9 protein-coding genes are annotated in these 15,938 nt (G+C 42.7%); 5 read left to right on the top strand and 4 right to left on the bottom strand.

The genetic code is table 11. The annotated features are described in order from the left end of the window. Positions 1 to 333 precede the first annotated feature (333 nt). From HWQ58_RS25030 to HWQ58_RS25020, 3 genes are all read left to right on the top strand, one after another. A complete protein-coding gene (locus HWQ58_RS25030) occupies positions 334 to 1,002 on the top strand; it encodes a KilA-N domain-containing protein (RefSeq protein WP_292868698.1) in 669 nt (222 codons plus the stop codon). A 240-nt stretch (positions 1,003 to 1,242) separates the two neighbouring features. Further along, positions 1,243 to 2,175: a hypothetical protein gene (locus HWQ58_RS25025; RefSeq protein WP_292868695.1), complete on the top strand. Its 933-nt coding sequence runs from the start codon at positions 1,243 to 1,245 to the stop codon at positions 2,173 to 2,175. Beyond that, positions 2,176 to 2,547, top strand: coding sequence for a hypothetical protein (locus HWQ58_RS25020; RefSeq protein WP_292868692.1), 372 nt, complete (start codon positions 2,176 to 2,178; stop codon positions 2,545 to 2,547). A gap of 840 nt (positions 2,548 to 3,387) precedes the next feature. On the opposite strand, the gene HWQ58_RS25015 is transcribed toward HWQ58_RS25020, so the two are convergent. Together HWQ58_RS25015 and HWQ58_RS25010 are read right to left on the bottom strand one after the other, a co-directional pair. Continuing rightward, entirely contained in the window at positions 3,388 to 4,008 is a 621-nt protein-coding gene (locus tag HWQ58_RS25015; RefSeq protein WP_292868689.1) for a hypothetical protein, read from the bottom strand. A 203-nt stretch (positions 4,009 to 4,211) separates the two neighbouring features. Next, positions 4,212 to 9,302, bottom strand: coding sequence for a CHAT domain-containing protein (locus tag HWQ58_RS25010; RefSeq protein WP_292868686.1), 5,091 nt, complete (start codon positions 9,300 to 9,302; stop codon positions 4,212 to 4,214). 207 nt (positions 9,303 to 9,509) lie between these two features. Between HWQ58_RS25010 and HWQ58_RS25005 the strand changes: the two genes are divergently transcribed. Together HWQ58_RS25005 and HWQ58_RS25000 are read left to right on the top strand one after the other, a co-directional pair. Next, positions 9,510 to 11,318, top strand: coding sequence for a ShlB/FhaC/HecB family hemolysin secretion/activation protein (locus HWQ58_RS25005; RefSeq protein WP_292868683.1), 1,809 nt, complete (start codon positions 9,510 to 9,512; stop codon positions 11,316 to 11,318). A 328-nt stretch (positions 11,319 to 11,646) separates the two neighbouring features. Beyond that, a complete protein-coding gene (locus HWQ58_RS25000; protein WP_292868680.1) occupies positions 11,647 to 11,901 on the top strand; it encodes a hypothetical protein in 255 nt (84 codons plus the stop codon). 339 nt (positions 11,902 to 12,240) lie between these two features. Here HWQ58_RS25000 and HWQ58_RS24995 read toward each other — a convergent pair whose 3' ends face one another. Together HWQ58_RS24995 and HWQ58_RS24990 are read right to left on the bottom strand one after the other, a co-directional pair. Beyond that, positions 12,241 to 13,257 (bottom strand): aliphatic sulfonate ABC transporter substrate-binding protein, encoded by a 1,017-nt coding sequence (locus HWQ58_RS24995; protein WP_292868677.1) that lies wholly within the window; start codon positions 13,255 to 13,257, stop codon positions 12,241 to 12,243. Between the two features lie 19 nt (positions 13,258 to 13,276). After that, complete coding sequence (locus HWQ58_RS24990; protein ID WP_292868674.1) at positions 13,277 to 15,220, bottom strand: TonB-dependent siderophore receptor; 1,944 nt, start codon at positions 15,218 to 15,220, stop codon at positions 13,277 to 13,279. Positions 15,221 to 15,938: the final 718 nt, after the last annotated feature.

Raw genomic sequence — 15,938 nt, 5'->3', positions numbered from 1 at the left:
TTGAGGCTTCGGGGGTTGCCTATCCTTCTATGAAGACTCAGACAGCCACAGGGGTTAAACAGGTTCCACTTAGGGGTATTGAAGTTAACCAAACAGCCAACAGATGAGAGAGGGTGTAGTTCTTCTGAGGGCTGAGAAAGCACTAGTGGCTCAAATGAGGTCACAGATAGAGGCCCAAGGTGTTACCTACCCATCTATGAAACGACCGAAGTTATCAGAGAAGTGATTGTTACCTACCTGAACTTACAGATATAGGCACATTAACCCATAGATAGCAAACAAGGGATGTAGCGCCAACTACAACCCTTATCCAAAATATTTAAGTAAAAAAACATGAACTATAGCTTTATTTTAACACAGAATACGCGCGATGACGACTATGTAAATGCTACTAAGTTATGTACTAGATTTGGTAAGCGTTGGCAACATTTCAAAGAATCTAATGTCACTTTTTTGAAGCAAGTGGAACTAAAAACCGGGAAATCGGCTTTTACTGTAACACGTAAAAAAGACATATCCGGTACATATGTACATCCACTAGTAGCCATTAAGTTAGCTGAGTGGTTGTCTCCAGAGTTCGATGTATATGTCAAGGAAACTTTCAAACGATACTTAGAGAATGATGTCACCCTAGCGGATGAGATTATACAGCGAGAGGATGACCCAGAAAAACTAAAGTGGATTGCAGTTAGGACTAACGGTAAGATAACTCGTCGAGCTTTCACTGATGCTCTACAAGATAGGGGGGTAACTAAGTTTGGCTATGGAGCTAATACAAACGCTATTTACCAACCTATATTCGGTAAATCTGCTAAGGAACTTCAGACAGCATTAGATAACTCAAACCCCAGAGACGGAATGAATATGCTGGAGTTAACCGCAGTATCCTTTGCTGAACAGCTAGCCATTCAAAAGATGACCTTAGCATCGGCTAAAGGAAATAATGAGACTAAACGCTGTTCTCAAGAGGCTGGTATACAGGTAGCGGGTTTACTAAAATAACACATATTTTAGTATACCTGTAGCCATTACAAAGCTTTTAGTGGTATACTAGGCTTACAAATATACTAAATAGCCTATGATACCAGTTAGCTTTGTGGTTAGGGAGTTTCCCCAAGGGGTCTTTCTGTTCTGGACTAATGAAGCAGGCAATAGGCAGTTTATTAGGTTAACACACATAAAAAGTATACCCGTATAGCTAGCAAGAATTACAGAGGTTTACCACACAATAAAGGTCTACTAATGTCGCAGAAAGTTCTATCAGTTAAGGTTGATCCAGAGGATTTTGAGTGGTTCAAAGAAATAGCCAAGGGATACAAGACTCAGGCTGAGGCGTTCAAAGGATTAAGACAGGTGTACCAATGTCAACCGGGTATACCTATGGAATCTTTGTCAGAACAAAAGGTATACCAGAAGTGTGTGTTTAGGTTAGGGGACAGGCTACCGCCTCAGTGGGAACTCAAATCAACCATAGAGGAAACCATCAAGAATAGGAAGTGGTATGTATTTCCTGATGACCAGGTAGTTGCTATTACCCAGAAATCTGCTAATGGATCTAAAAGGTGGCTAGAGGTGGCGGCTGAGTATCCTGATGAAATCTGGCACGAAGCTAATACTGATAATAGGTTTAAACATCAGCCCGTTACTACCCTTAATGGAGCTTTAGCCGAGTATCAGGATAAGTTAGCTAAGATGCAACACCCGGCGATCGCAGAGGTAATAATGAAGGGTTGGGAAAACCACAGATGGCACTGGGATTTAGAGGATTTGGTCAGGGAGGCTGAGGATTATTTACTTTTGGTAAACCAGCCAGAACCTATACAAACCAAGGAAGTATACCAAAATGTGTGTGATACTTCAGAGTCCCTATTAGGTTCTCAGATTACGCAGGAACCCTTGAGACTTTCCACGGATGCTTTAGTGGAGAGATTAACTCCCAAACACATCTCTCTATCCACTGCTAAGACTGAAAGGGGGAGACTAAATACAATCAAGGATTTACCCCAGGTACTAGCCGGGATAGGTAAACCCAAGATAGCCCAGTGGACTGCTGATCGAGATCCTGAAGGGTTAATCTGGGAGCCAGCAGATGAGACTAGGGGCACATGGGTAGCAATACAGCCTAAAGTCAAACAATGTTTGACTAAATCTAGGAAACCTCAAATGTTTCCCTAGATGGTTAAGATAATCCGTTCTGGTCGAGTAGCTACCTTTAATCCTAATAAGCATCCCCGTGGAACACATGGGAGGTTTACAGAGACTCCCGATATCGTTAAGGCTACAACGGGTAGACGGTCTAGCAACCGAGGTCAGCAAGTAGACCCTAGAGTTCAAGCCAAGGACTTAAAGTTTACTAGGAAGTCTAGAAAGCCCCTGACGCAGACAGAGATCCTTAAGCAATCTAGGGTGCTACGTAGTACTAAAGATGCTGCACGGATTTATCAGGCCAGATTAGAGTTTCTACAGGGGTTAAATCTAGAACAGCGTAGGCGACTACATGAGGTCTTACAGGCACGTAAGGAAGCTAAGGGACTCCAGCGATCGTAGACCAACAGCACTGGGAAGTATTTAGCGGCTAATCCTGACCACCTAAGTGTTAAGGGTAACAGATTAACCATCTGGGACGGTAAGCCAGAGCTATCTTATGGCAAGCCGTTGACCCAGACTAGACATCATCCAGCCCACTTAAGCACCCCTGGCAATACCAACTACTCAAAGACCTTAGATAAAATCTTGGGTCTTTTTGTTTTGTAAGTGCCAAAACCAAGCATTCAAAGTGAAGTATTATATAATCTTGGTATTACTAAATACAGTTGAATACTGTAGTATTTGTCCTGTCTCATCAGATATTCTTGGGACAAAACTGGGACAGTTAAGACAACTTTAGGATATTAGTAAAGTAAAAAAGGTACGGAGCTAACAAGAAGGGCAAAGCCCTTCTCTACGATGTCAACGTAGCGCTCTAACCAACTGAGCTATACGTCCTTAACCACACGATTATCAATCTTAGCATATATTTTTTTGATAAAGCAAGAAAAAAGACCAAATCAGGCGAACTTTATCACTGCCTAAGTAATCAAGCGCAGATGATGTCAAAAGAGGCAGGGGAGCAGGGGGCAGGGGGAGAGACTGAGACGGAGCTTGTACTCCGCCCCAGTCGAAGCGTCCTTTATGACGGGGCTTCATACCCTGTTCCGCTTTGCTCCACGCTCTTGAGAAGGGCTTGCTCCCCCAGCTAAGAGCTCCCTTCCCCTCTGCCTCTTCGGTGAATGAAGTATTTGTTTGATTTGTAAAAAAGGTTGCACCACTTCCTACAAATCAAACAAATAAGTCAAATCCTCTTTCCTTTTGCCTCCAGCAAGACTGCCTGATTTCCTGCAAGCGTCTTTAAGTTTCTCGAATCCAAAATGCCAATCCTCCCCCACGACCGCGAGCTGCAATGAAATCTTTTGTCACTAAAAAGAAGCCAAAGAAGGGTAGTTTAGCTATGGGTTGGTTGTAGAAATCTTCTGTTTGAACTTTACCAGCACGGATTGCTCTGTTGTAAATAACACGACCAAACAAACTGATAACCATCTGGTTAAAGTCAAACGCCAATAAATTTTTCTTACCTAAATATTGCACTGGGCCCGTGAGCTTCAATGAAACTGGGTTAAACTCAACCTGATTAGCAATTTCGCCTCTGTCTGAATCCTGTTCCAAAGTGGCATTAAAGGAAACATGGATTGCTATAAACTTAGGTACATAGAAACCCTTGCCTAATAAAATTCCCCCGCTACCTTTGTTTTTCTTAGTGCCAGTGACAAAGCAAAGTTGCCATTTACCGAGAAGAAACTCAAACGGATAAGTCAACCGTTGCTGCTTGGCAGTTTTTTCTGCTTGTAGCAACGCCTTTACTAATATTTCAGCACTAGGGTGTATGCGTTGTGGTTGTCGATACGTAACCGCAGCTTGGGATAGCACGGTAACAAAGTCAAATGTCGTTGTAGATGTTAAATTAGCCGTCATGAAGCCACTCTTTGCTTTTCTGATAGATTGTAGCGTTCATCTGCAATAAGGCACATCTTTCATCCGTAGTATCCGCTAGAAATATGTCGCTCGATTGAAGTTACTAGTGGTAATACTAATTCTGCGTCTAACTCACGTTAGGTTAATAGCAACAATAAAAATCTCTTTCTCTCCCTAGCTCTCTGACTTCCTATTCCTTACCTTTACCAAGGATTGCCAACCATTGTAAATCCAGCCCAATAATAAGGATGCATAAATGATTCATCAGCACTGTCAGCAGGTAAAGGCAAATTCCCAACTACTCCTAAACCTTGCACTTGTCCATCCTTTACATAAATTTGCCCTTTGACCATAGCTACCTGAGCCTGTCTGAGAGCTTCTGCCTTAATCGGAGATGTTTTTAAGTTGTCATAAAATTTTGTCATCAACGCTGCTGTGCCAGCATCATTAACCGACCAAAGACTAGCAACACTAGTTTTCACACCTGCTAGCACTGCTAAACCCGCAAATCCCAATTCGGATTCTTCATCCCCTAAAGCTGTTCTACAAGCACTCAGCACCAACATTTCAACTTCAGGTTCATTCAAGCGCAACTGTCGTAATTGGTTCAAGCGTAACTTGTCTTCCCACAGTTGAATATAGGAATTACTTAAAGCACCAGTAGCAAAATCGGCATGGGTTGCCATGTGAATAATCCCAAAAGGTTGTTGGCGGCGGATCGTTTTGAGATTTTCTAAGGTGGCTTGCTTGTCTAATAATAATTTGCCCTGCCAGAGTTTAGATACTAGTGTTGATAACTCAAGGGGGACTGCTGGTAAAGGCTCTTGTCCCTGAGTACTCTGAGAAACCCCCAGCGCTAAAATTTGAGATTTTTTTATGTCTTTATAGAGGGTATTGGTCAAACTAAGACTAGGCATTAAGCCAATACTGTATTTTTCTACTAGAAATCCCTTACCATGGTGAAGTGCTGCCATTGGGGTTGAACGTAACCCAATGTCTGGTAAAAAGACCAGATTGTTGATTCCTCTTGCATGTAAATCTGTTTCTAGTGGTGCAATAATCCAGCGATAAAGTTGTTGAGATGAACGCAAATAACCGGTGCGACGACGGTTTTGTGGACTAACGATTTGGTCACGAAATTCTTGAGCTACTTGGAGAACTTTGGCTTTAGTTGTGTCTGGGATGCGCTTGCGAATAGGATCGCCTTTTCCGGTTACTACTACTACTTCTAGTTGGTCACTATCCTTTTCTCCTATGGTATTTAACTGTTTAGTAAATTTTTGAGCTTTGCCTAAATTTTCCTCTGGTAAAATCTCCACAGGTACAAAACTGATGTAGATAAATGCAGGTTTCACACCAGTAGCTTCTTCAATTTTGCGAGCAATTTCTTTGGCATCATCCAGGGTTTTGATTCTAGGGGTGGATATGCCTAAATGGTCGGCAAAATCATCTGTGAAATTGTCTTCGGGAGTAGGGTCGGTATTAATAACAGGGGGATCAGGCCTAAAGCTAGGGGGGTTAGGGTTAGGCGGTGTAACTGGGTTGCACTGGAATGTGCAGGGAGAAGGAGTTGGGGTAGGAGTCGCGATAGGGGTCGGGATAGGAGTCGGGGTAGGAGTTGGGGTAGGAGGCTGACTGACGTTGATTCCTACCTGTACGGGTGCAGAAGAGGAAACGCTGTCATTTGCACTAATTACAAAGGCATTTAGTAGCCCATTAGTATCTGCTGGAGGTGTGTACACCAAAGTATCGCCGTTAGATAAGGTAGTAACACCAGGGATGACGGGAATGCCATTGACAGTCAGATTTCCTGTATTCACCACATCAACCTGGATGGAGGTAATGTCGTTATTAGCATCAAGAACCAGTGCAGCCAAACTAGAGAATGTTAAGGTAACAGGTTGATTGGTCTGAGTATTGGGTAGCGATGAGTTTGCCGTTAATGTCGGCGGGGTGTTAACGGAAGTAATGGTGATGCCGGTTGGTGTACCGCTAGCATCTCCGCCATTAGGCAAGACTGGAAAGCTATTTGAAGCGATGATTGAATTGTCGCCTGCATTAATTGATCCGGCTGTGCCATTGACACTCGCATCACCTACGATAAAATCCACATTGTTTGGGCCACCATCATGTTGAATTGTTACAGTACCATCTATAGGTGGAAATTCAGCGAAATCAACTATACTGTCAGCAAAAACTCCACCAGTAGCGATTGTAATACCTGTATCAATATTACCGTTAGTAATCGTCCCTATTCCTTGAACTAGTCCATTTGTCAGGACTTGCACATTGCCCCCTTGAACAGTATTAGCACCACCAAAGTCCGTTGTGGCCTGTGTGTTAATGCTGCTAAAGCGAATTCTGCTGCCAAAGGTATTGGTAGTCTGTAAAGTAACGTTGCCACTTGTAGCTTTTGCAGTCCCATCCACTCCGGTAGCGATCGCTAAGGCATTAATGGAATCATTAACGGTGATATTATCTCTGGCAGTTAAGCTGACCGCGCCAGCCGTGCCAGTAAAATCGCCACCTCCTTGCTTTACTACAGACGAGTTAATTGCGCCTGTGGTAATACTACCTGCGGTCGTTGTCGCTACTACACCGCCACCCGTACCGGATTCATTACCATTAATTGAAGAAGAATTAATCGTACCTGTGAGGATATCGCCTGCAGCACTTAAAGTTACTGTTCCAGCTGTTGCAGCCGTACTACCATATCCAAACCCTTGAACATTGGTGGTGTCGAGGTTATTTAGAGTAATTCCACCGCTAGTACTTTGGACTATAATATTACCACTAGATGAATCGTAGCCCTGACCTGTAGCAATAATGTTGCTGGCAGTAATGTTGCCACTGGCAGACAAGGTGACATTAGCACCACTACCACTAATAAATTGACCTTCCTCGTCGATAAAGAAACTGCTAGTATTGATGATTCCCAAAGACAGGCTGGCTCCTGAAATTGTGATATCCCTACCATTAGTACTAATGGTGTCGCCTGTACCCATCGTAAAAGCACCGACACCATTACCATCTGCGTCTGCGGTAAAAGCGATCGCTCCGCCACCATCATTAACAAAATTCAACGATACGCCATTAGCGATAGTAATATCATTAGTCGCTGCCAAAGTCACAACAGCATTACTATTTTCTAAAGCGTTTTTGGAAATTGTGAAAATAGCCGGGGAAGCATCTTGAAAAATTTCAGGCACAAAGGTATCTTGAGGTGCATTAGTACCATCTACGATATTGATATCGGTTGGATCTAGCAACAAGTTACCAACAATACCATTATTGGCACTCAGATTAGTATTACCACGGTAAATCAGATTCTCCTTACCCGACACTTCTACAAAACCACCGTTACCGGAGTTAAGACCACCACGAGCGGTAATATTGCCCAAAAATTCTGTTGTCTTGTCACCCCAAACAATTACCCGACCACCATTTGCATTTAGATTGCTATCGGCTGCAATGACGGAGTTTGAGTTCACATAAGTCTGATTGGCGTTGGGTAAAGTTCCCTTCCCTTGGAAATCGCCGCCAATTAGTACGGTGCCGCCGTCATTGTTTCCAGAGGCGTTAATATTGGCATCAATCACCGCGACTCGTTTACCCAAAGCAGTAATCGTACCGCCTGTTTGACTTGATGCATCCACTGTCCCAGAAAAAATCGTTGTACCTGGAGTTGTCGGAATTGTCACATTAGAGCCTATCAATTTTACAGTACCATCAGGATTGGCAGTTAACCCAGTGTTACCAACTGTGAGCAATTCTGGTAAAGATGCAATCGGAATTGTCCAGTTATTGGGTTGGTTGCTACTAGAGGCGAGGGGCTGAATTTCTAGACTCAACAGATTTCCTGGCTGACTGAGACGCACCCAATTTTGTCCTGGTACTGATGTAACGGTAATCTGCCCTCCCGGTGCCGAAAGTTGCCCGGTGTTGATTACAGTACCGCCTAATAAATTCAAATTTTGCCCACTACCTACTACCAAATTTCCAGCATTTGTGATCGCTCCTGGCTGGTTTGTACTAAAGGCAAATCCATTGGGGTTTCCAACTAACGCATTGTAGTCATTCACACCGAGAGCGTTAAACCAACTGCTGCCAAAACCGATGCCGTTGGCTGTTGTCACCGTAAAAGCACCAGGCACATTTAAACTGGCATTTGCTCCAAAAATAAATCCGGCTGGATTCATCAAGAAAAGGTTAGGATTGCCACCTGTCACCTGAATTAAGCCATTAATAACCGAGGCATTCCCGCCTGTAACTCGACCAAGGATATTTTGCAGCGCCGGACTGGCTTGAAAGTTGGCAATTTGTTCTGGTGAAATCCCAAATTGTTGAAAGCTGTGAAAGAGGTTTGCACCATCTTTAGAAGTTGTGCCGCCAGTGATATCAAGTCGATTGCCGTTTGGTGTAACAATTGTGTTTGTCCCATCGGTAGCAGGAACTATTTGTTGTGCTTGGGCTAATCTGGGACTTACCAGCGAGGTAATAACTAGGACTGAAGCGGCGATATTAGACAATAAAGATTTTTTGCGCCGTAATATAAAGCGACCTATGGGCAATTCTACATCGATTTGTAACTTGTCTGCTAATCCGCGTCGCCAAAGTGCTTGAGCGATCGCTCGCTTAGACCAGAGGATTTGTTCTGTCCTTCTGGTAGTCGAGATGCTTTGAGAATGAATTCGGTAGAGGTAGAGTGGCTCTGGAACGCGGCGCACTTGGGCTACCTCTGAAAGTCGCAGACATAGGTCATAATCTTGGGCACAGCGGAACGACTTGTTAACACCTCCCACCTGGTCGTAAACCGACCGTCGAATCAGGCGGAAGTGAAACGTCATGAAGTTTACTAAAAGACCTTCTTGGGAATAGGGAATGCCACAGCGATGACCGTAGCCGATCACTTTGCTGTTTGGATCAATATTTAAGTAATCGGTGTAAACAAATCCTGTATCTGGATGGCTGTTGAGGACTTTAGCAGTTTGGGCAAGGGCAGTGGGGGCTAGGATATCATCACTGTCTACCAGACCGATGTAAGTGCCGTTAGTTAGGTTGATTGCTGCTTTAAGTGCCGCCGTATATCCTTGATGGTGTGCTTGGACTACCCGCACTCGTCCATCTTGTTGAGCATAGTTGTTTGCGATCGCCATCGATCTATCTGTAGAGCCATCATCCCAAATTAGTAGGTCAAAGTCTTGCCATGTCTGCGCTAAGACGCTAGCGATCGCTTCTTGAAGGTAAGACGCCCGGTTGTAATTGACGATGACAATGGAGATCGGTGGTGACATCGAAGTTTTCCCAAGTTTTCTACCTGTTACCACAATATAATGCTAGGGACTATCACTTAGAAAAAATCGCTGTTAATTATAGTTTTAGTTACAAATCTTCTGAAATCTGAATGTCAAAAATATGATATTGAAATATTCATATAGCAATAGCATAGTCAAAAATCAAAATCAGCCCAGTCGTTAGATAAGACACGCTACTGAGGATAAATGAAAAAAGAAACAGAAACTGGTGTTCAGCTTAGAGCAACGACTCAGCAAAGAAGCGTCTATTTCTCTCATCAGTTAGACACTTGGCATTTGGCAACTACTAAATGCAGTAAGCACAGTTTCAGTTTTCGGTGCGGCTTGCTAATTCTGCCTGCGGTCTGGATAGTAACTGCAAATGGACTTAGAGCTAGAGCTAATATTTTTACACCTGACTTGATTCCAAATAGTAGTCAGTCAGAGTTACAAATAGTACAAAAAACAGAACTTACTCCAGCAACTAACCCACAACCAGAGATACCACAACGCATTCGGGTTCGCAAAATCCAGGTTGTAGGTAGCACAGTTTTTAATGAAAATGACTTTAATCCAGTAGTGAAACCGTTTGAAGAACGGGACTTAACTTTAGAAGAAATCAGACAAGCCGCAGATGCTGTTACCCAGCTTTACCTAAATAAAGGCTATATAAATTCCAGAGCGATTCCAGATACTCAACAATTTAGTACCGCAGATGTTGTGGTAATTCGGGTGTTAGAAGGACGTTTGACAGAGATTGATATTGAAGGGACGCGACGATTAAATCCATCTTATATTCGTAGTCGCATCCAACTAGGTGCTGGTATTCCTCTCAATACTGGTAAGCTCGAAGAACAGTTGAAATTATTGCGACTCGATCCCTTATTTACAAATGTGGAAGCGCGTTTGCGTCCAACGGGTAAAGTTGGTCAAAGTGTTCTCGTTGTCAGAGTTGAAGAGGCAAACCCTTTAACTGGTAGCTTAGGTGTAGATAATTATTCGCCTCCTAGTATTGGCGCAGAAAGATTGGGTGTTGAATTGCGCGATCGCAATTTAACCGGTATGGGAGATGAGTTAGCAGGCTCCTATTACCACACGCTTTCTGGTGGTTCCGATGTGTTTGATTTTAGCTACCAGGTTCCCGTGAACGCCATGAACGGCAAAGTGCAGATTCGAGCAGCATTTAATCGCAACGAAATCACTGAGCCACCCTTTGATGCCTTTGATATTAAGGCAAACCAGGATCTTTATGAAATCAATTATCGTCAACCATTGATGCGATCGCCCAAAGAAGAATTTGCCTTATCTTTAGGATTTACCTATGAAGATGGTCAAACCTTCTTGTTTGATAACCTCGCAACCCCCTTTGGCATTGGGCCTGATGCCAATGGCGTTAGCCGTACCAGTGTAATTAAATTTGGTCAAGATTATATCAGGCGGGAACCTCAAGGAGCTTGGTTTTTGCGATCGCAATTTAATTTTGGCGTTGATATATTAGATGCAACGATCAACAATGACCCCATACCCGATGGTCGCTTTTTCAGTTTGCTAGGTCAAGTCCAGCGCGTGCAGCAACTAAGCAACGATCATCTATTACTCATCCAAGCAGACTTGCAGCTTACACCAGATAGCCTTTTACCTTCCCAACAATTTGTGATTGGCGGTGGACAATCTGTAAGGGGATATCGCCAAAATATCCGTTCTGGGGATAATGGATTTCGGGTAGCGATCGAAGATCGGTTTACAGTGCAGCGTAATGAATCTGGATTATCGACAATTCAACTAGCGCCATTTCTAGACATGGGAGCCGTCTGGAATCAGTCTGATAATCCCAATCCGCTACCCAATCAAACTTTTTTAGTGGGCGCAGGCTTAGGATTATTATGGAATCAGGCAATGGGAATTGATAATCTCTTTTTGCGGCTAGATTATGGATTTCCATTTATCGATCTGAGCGATCGCGGTAATAACGCTCAGGACGATGGCTTTTACTTTAGCCTTCGCTATCAACCCTGACTAAAGCCTATGGTAATCATAACTAATTCTGCAGGCATGATATTATTTGAGCCGCATTTGAGCTAGTCGAGTTTAATCAGCAAAATCCTATTTCACTTGCTCCTTTTGGTGTTTTACGCAAAGAATATGCCATTTGACTGACTCATTTTGATAGAGGACGCGATTATTTCAGTATTTTCCACAGTTAATTACCTGTCTTTCTGATTTATTCTAATATTGAATTAAAAAATTAACTTCTTTCTTCAGGAATTTGAATGTTATCCTGTGTATGTACACAAAGAGAGAAATTATAGTTTATAAAATTAAGAAAGATTACAAGAGAAAACTTATGACCCAACCTAACTCGCAAGACAAAAACAGCTTTCTTTACCCTCGTAGTAGGTATTATGGGAAATTTCAGCCAGAGAACTTTGTCTTTAATGCCAACCTCCAAGAATTCTCTCAAAAAATTAGCTACATCACTTCCCTAGAAACAGGGGGTAAATTGTCTCAGGAAGAGGCTTATCAGCAAATTAAGTCACTTTGGAAAGAGTTGAAACATAGCAAAAAACAATTGTCTATTGGCAAAAATCAAGAAATTTAAACTAATGGTAAGGAGGTATTGGGAATTTATTAAATCTATTGCAAAAATACTTGAACCGCCCAGAAATTGATTTCTGGGCGGTTTTTTAGCTTTTGCAAAAAGTCTCTTTTTCATCATGTTAATTCTAGTAATAGTGTGCTGGACAATGAGGGTTGTGATGAAACCGCATTCTTGGGCTAATTGGGTAAGTGCCTTAGCTCTAGAGTAGCTAGCGTTACGGGGAGACTCTGGGTGGTTCATCGCTCCATAGTTACTGGCAGTGGGAATCCAAATTCCGTAACGTGGTTCATACATAATTAACTTCACCCTTGTACTAAAGGCTCAAAGGTCGGACTGGCTTTAACCATTAAGTTTGATAAATGCATCTTTGACTTGAATTTGTTTTGAAATTAGTCCAAGTTGGAAAAATGTGTCACAGACTTGTTGTTGTTCTGCGATAATCTGCTGATCAATAGGCACTATATTAAACTGTTGTCGCCGTGTTGCTACCTCTAAAGGAGCAACTGGGAGTTTGATCGTAGAAGAGAAAAGTCGAGCAACTTCATGAGGATTTTTGGTTGCCCAATCTCCAAACGAGCGTAATTCTTCTAAAATCGCCGCTAAGATGTCAGGGTGTTCGCGGGCATATGTGGGAGAAGCAATATAGAAAACGCGATTTGATGTAAAACCAGTGCCATCAAACAGGATACGTACCTTATCTTTGGCTTGCAAAATAGCAAAGAATGGGTCAAAAATTCCCACAGCATCAACAAATTTTGATTGAAAAACTTCTATTGCTTCTGCTGCGGATTTGACGTATACCGATTGAATATCATCAGGTCGCAGTCCTTTAGATTCGAGTGCTTTGACTAACAGGTAGTGTAAATTCCAGCCCTTGCCATATGCAACTTTCTTACCCTTAAGGTCAGAAATGTTTTGGATGGGAGAATTTTGAGGTACTACAACAGCCAAAGCTAATGGTCTAGCTACTTCAGCACCAAAAATCACTAAAGGTACACCAGCTGCCATTGGAAATACTAGGGTGGCATCGGAGGCAGGCCCGACATCAATTAATCCTGCATTTAGGGCTTCCATACGCTGGGGTCCAGCCGCAAATAATTTCCACTCGACGGAGACATTTAATCGTGCTAAACGCTTCTCTAAACTACCTTTTATTTGAATTAGGTTTATGAGTCCACCGCGAGCATAGCCAAATCTTACGACTCTGGGCTTTTGACTGTCAGAGTTTTGCTCTTTAAGGACTGTTTTGTTTTTTTGACGACAACTGCCTAAAGTGACAACTGGGAATAGCCCAGCCGCAGCTAGCAGCAATAAGCGCCTGGTGATTTTTGTTTGTCCTCTTCTATACCTATCCATAAAATGACAACTTCTCTGCTCAAAACTGCCAGTCTAATGTCACCACTGCATTAAACGGATCGCCTCGAAAAATCGATAAGCTACTTCCGCCAATGTCAACATAATCAATATTAAATAAGTTCTTGAAATTTACTCCCAGCCTGAATTTATTGTTGCGGTAAAATACTGCTGCATCTGTTCTTAAGTATGATGGCAATTGGAACGAGTTCAACAAGTCTCCTTGTCGTTCACCAACATATAAAAGTCCTAGACCAAACCCCAAACCTTTTAACTCTCTTTGGGAAATTGTGTAAGTTGTCCATAAACTAAAGCCATTTTCAGGTACATTCGGTAGTCGATTGCCGATTCTGCTTCTATTGATGTCTTTACTAACTTTTGCATCCGTATAAGCGTAGGCAGCAATTATATTCCATCCAGGTAAGATTTCTCCCGCCACATTGAACTCGACACCTTGACTTTGTTGTTCACCAACTTGAACAGACAACCGAGGATTAGAAGGATCGATAGTCAGAACATTTGACAGAGTGACTTCATACAAGGCAAGATTTGTAGACAATTTGCCATCCAGAAAATCAGTCTTGATTCCAACTTCATACTGAGTCCCGCGCTGTGGTGTAAAGAAACTACCATCAGCAGCTCTAGAGCCGGAAAAAGCAGTAGTACCTGTAATCTGGAGAAACGAACGGTTATAGTTGGCGTAGAGAGAAACTGTTTTGCTCGGTTGATAAACAACGCCTACTTGTGGACTAAAAGCTTCGTCAGGTTGAGTAAAAACACTTGAAGCTACATAGTCTGTAATGATACTTGTTGAAAGGTCATAACGCCCACCCAAAACCAACTTCAGATTGTCAGTTAAAGCGATTTGATCTTGAACATACAGACCTAAGTTATCTAATCTAGTTTTAGCATTAGTTGCTGAGGTAACACGACCCAAAGGCTGACCATACACTGGATTATACAAATCAATCGGCTGTGTGGCTCGGAAAATCCGCGCAAATGGGCCTTGAACATCTTTATATAAATCAAAGCCCATTAGTAGTTGATGCTGGATGCCACCAGTCTGAAATTTACCAACAACATTTGTGTCTAAAGTAAAAATACTCCAATTAGTAGTTCCCCCATTGATTGCATCAGTGCTTGACGCATTGATTTGTGTTGTCCGCTCTAAAGTCCGGCCATCTGGTTCTAGTCTTGTGGCAGTTGTATTATATTGTTCTTGTCGCCAAATCCAAGCTTGAAAAGCGTTGCTCAATGACCAATTTTCACTGAAGCTATGCTTAAATCGATAACCGATCCGTGCCGTTCTTCTATTACTGAAATCTGTAGGCTCTATAATCGAACGATCTCTGGGAATTTTGCCATTGCGGTTAGGTAGCACAGTTCCCTCAGCAGGCTGACCCCAGAGTTCGCGCAACTGTAAATCTGTGTAATCTGCCTCAAAGGTCAGGTTCGTATTTTTGCCTATCTGCCAGCTAATGACTGGAGAAACAAAGTAATATTCTTTTCTAAAAAGGTCAGTGGAACCGTCTGCATTATAGTAAGAAGCATTGAGGCGATACAAAAGCTTTTTATCATCAGTCAAAGGACCCGAAATATCTATCGCAGGTTGATAAAAATCGAAGCTGCCACTAGCGAATTCAAAAGCGTAGTATGGCTCAGTTAGGGGCTGTTTGGTAACTATGTTAATTGTGCCACCAGGGTCGCCAAAGCCATATAAAACTGAGGCGGGTCCTCTGAGAACTTCAATTCTTTCTATGTTTGTGGTAGGAATGACAATCCCACTAATCGCTTTCGCATCTCTTACACCATTACGCAGGTAATTGTTACTTTGGGTAAAGCCTCGTAAGATAAAAGTCTCTCCAGAACGACCAAAGTTAGTACCTGGTTGTCCACCAACATTTCGGACTGCATCTTGGACACGAAATGACCCTTGGTCTTGCAAAACTTGACGGAGAAAACTCATGATTGGGCTACTAAAGTTGAGTACTGAAGCCGTTTTGAATTCAAATCATTTACGAAAGTGCGGGTGGTGTTGACCCAAGTCTTATGTCAGAGTATCTTTACCAACCGCAGGACTAAGTAGCTAATATTGTTGGTAATATCATTACAATACAATCTACATATCTATCCACAAAAGCGATGTCTACGACAAGCCCTTACGGTCTACGCCCGCCTTGAGGGAAAGTCTTGGTATGCGTTCGCCCTTGGCGTTGGCAAAGCCATCGCTCTACAGTTAAACTCAAAAGCAATCCCACTTCCAAACAAACTAGACTTATGGACTTATCCTTGTGTCCCCGCCAATTCTTCTAATAACCCAAGTTGCTAGTTATTGATTCAAGCGATCGCAACGAGGGCATTTAAAGAATAAAATCCCCTCCAGAGAGAAATTAGGAGGGGTTTATGCTGAATAAAATTGTTGCCATCTATGCTATTACTGATGACCAGCCCAAAAAATCTGTTGATTAGCCCCATTTTTGTCAGAATTTTAAGTACTATTGCTTATTGACAAAAGCTCTATAACCTTGACCTCTCACTGATGAGTCTAAGGCGCTACGCGCTACGCGCTACCGCGACTTTGTTGTGCGCGTAGGCGTAGCCCGCCGCAGGCATCGCATAAATTGACGGGTGATATCATGTCCGGATAATCGCTTACGATAAAAGTAGTGAGTGCAAAGATGAGT

The sequence above is a fragment of the Nostoc sp. LPT genome, assembly GCF_017115165.1.
Taxonomy (GTDB): domain Bacteria; phylum Cyanobacteriota; class Cyanobacteriia; order Cyanobacteriales; family Nostocaceae; genus Nostoc.
Note: the sequence above shows the minus strand (reverse complement) of the source record. Positions and strands in the feature narration are given on the sequence as shown.

Coding starts and splice junctions, on each gene's coding strand:
- HWQ58_RS25010 (WP_292868686.1), bottom strand. CDS start 9,302: ATGTCACCACCGATCTCCATTGTCATCGTCAATTACAACCGGGCGTCT.
- HWQ58_RS25030 (WP_292868698.1), top strand. CDS start 334: ATGAACTATAGCTTTATTTTAACACAGAATACGCGCGATGACGACTAT.
- HWQ58_RS25005 (WP_292868683.1), top strand. CDS start 9,510: ATGAAAAAAGAAACAGAAACTGGTGTTCAGCTTAGAGCAACGACTCAG.
- HWQ58_RS25015 (WP_292868689.1), bottom strand. CDS start 4,008: ATGACGGCTAATTTAACATCTACAACGACATTTGACTTTGTTACCGTG.
- HWQ58_RS25020 (WP_292868692.1), top strand. CDS start 2,176: ATGGTTAAGATAATCCGTTCTGGTCGAGTAGCTACCTTTAATCCTAAT.
- HWQ58_RS24990 (WP_292868674.1), bottom strand. CDS start 15,220: ATGAGTTTTCTCCGTCAAGTTTTGCAAGACCAAGGGTCATTTCGTGTC.
- HWQ58_RS24995 (WP_292868677.1), bottom strand. CDS start 13,257: ATGGATAGGTATAGAAGAGGACAAACAAAAATCACCAGGCGCTTATTG.
- HWQ58_RS25000 (WP_292868680.1), top strand. CDS start 11,647: ATGACCCAACCTAACTCGCAAGACAAAAACAGCTTTCTTTACCCTCGT.
- HWQ58_RS25025 (WP_292868695.1), top strand. CDS start 1,243: ATGTCGCAGAAAGTTCTATCAGTTAAGGTTGATCCAGAGGATTTTGAG.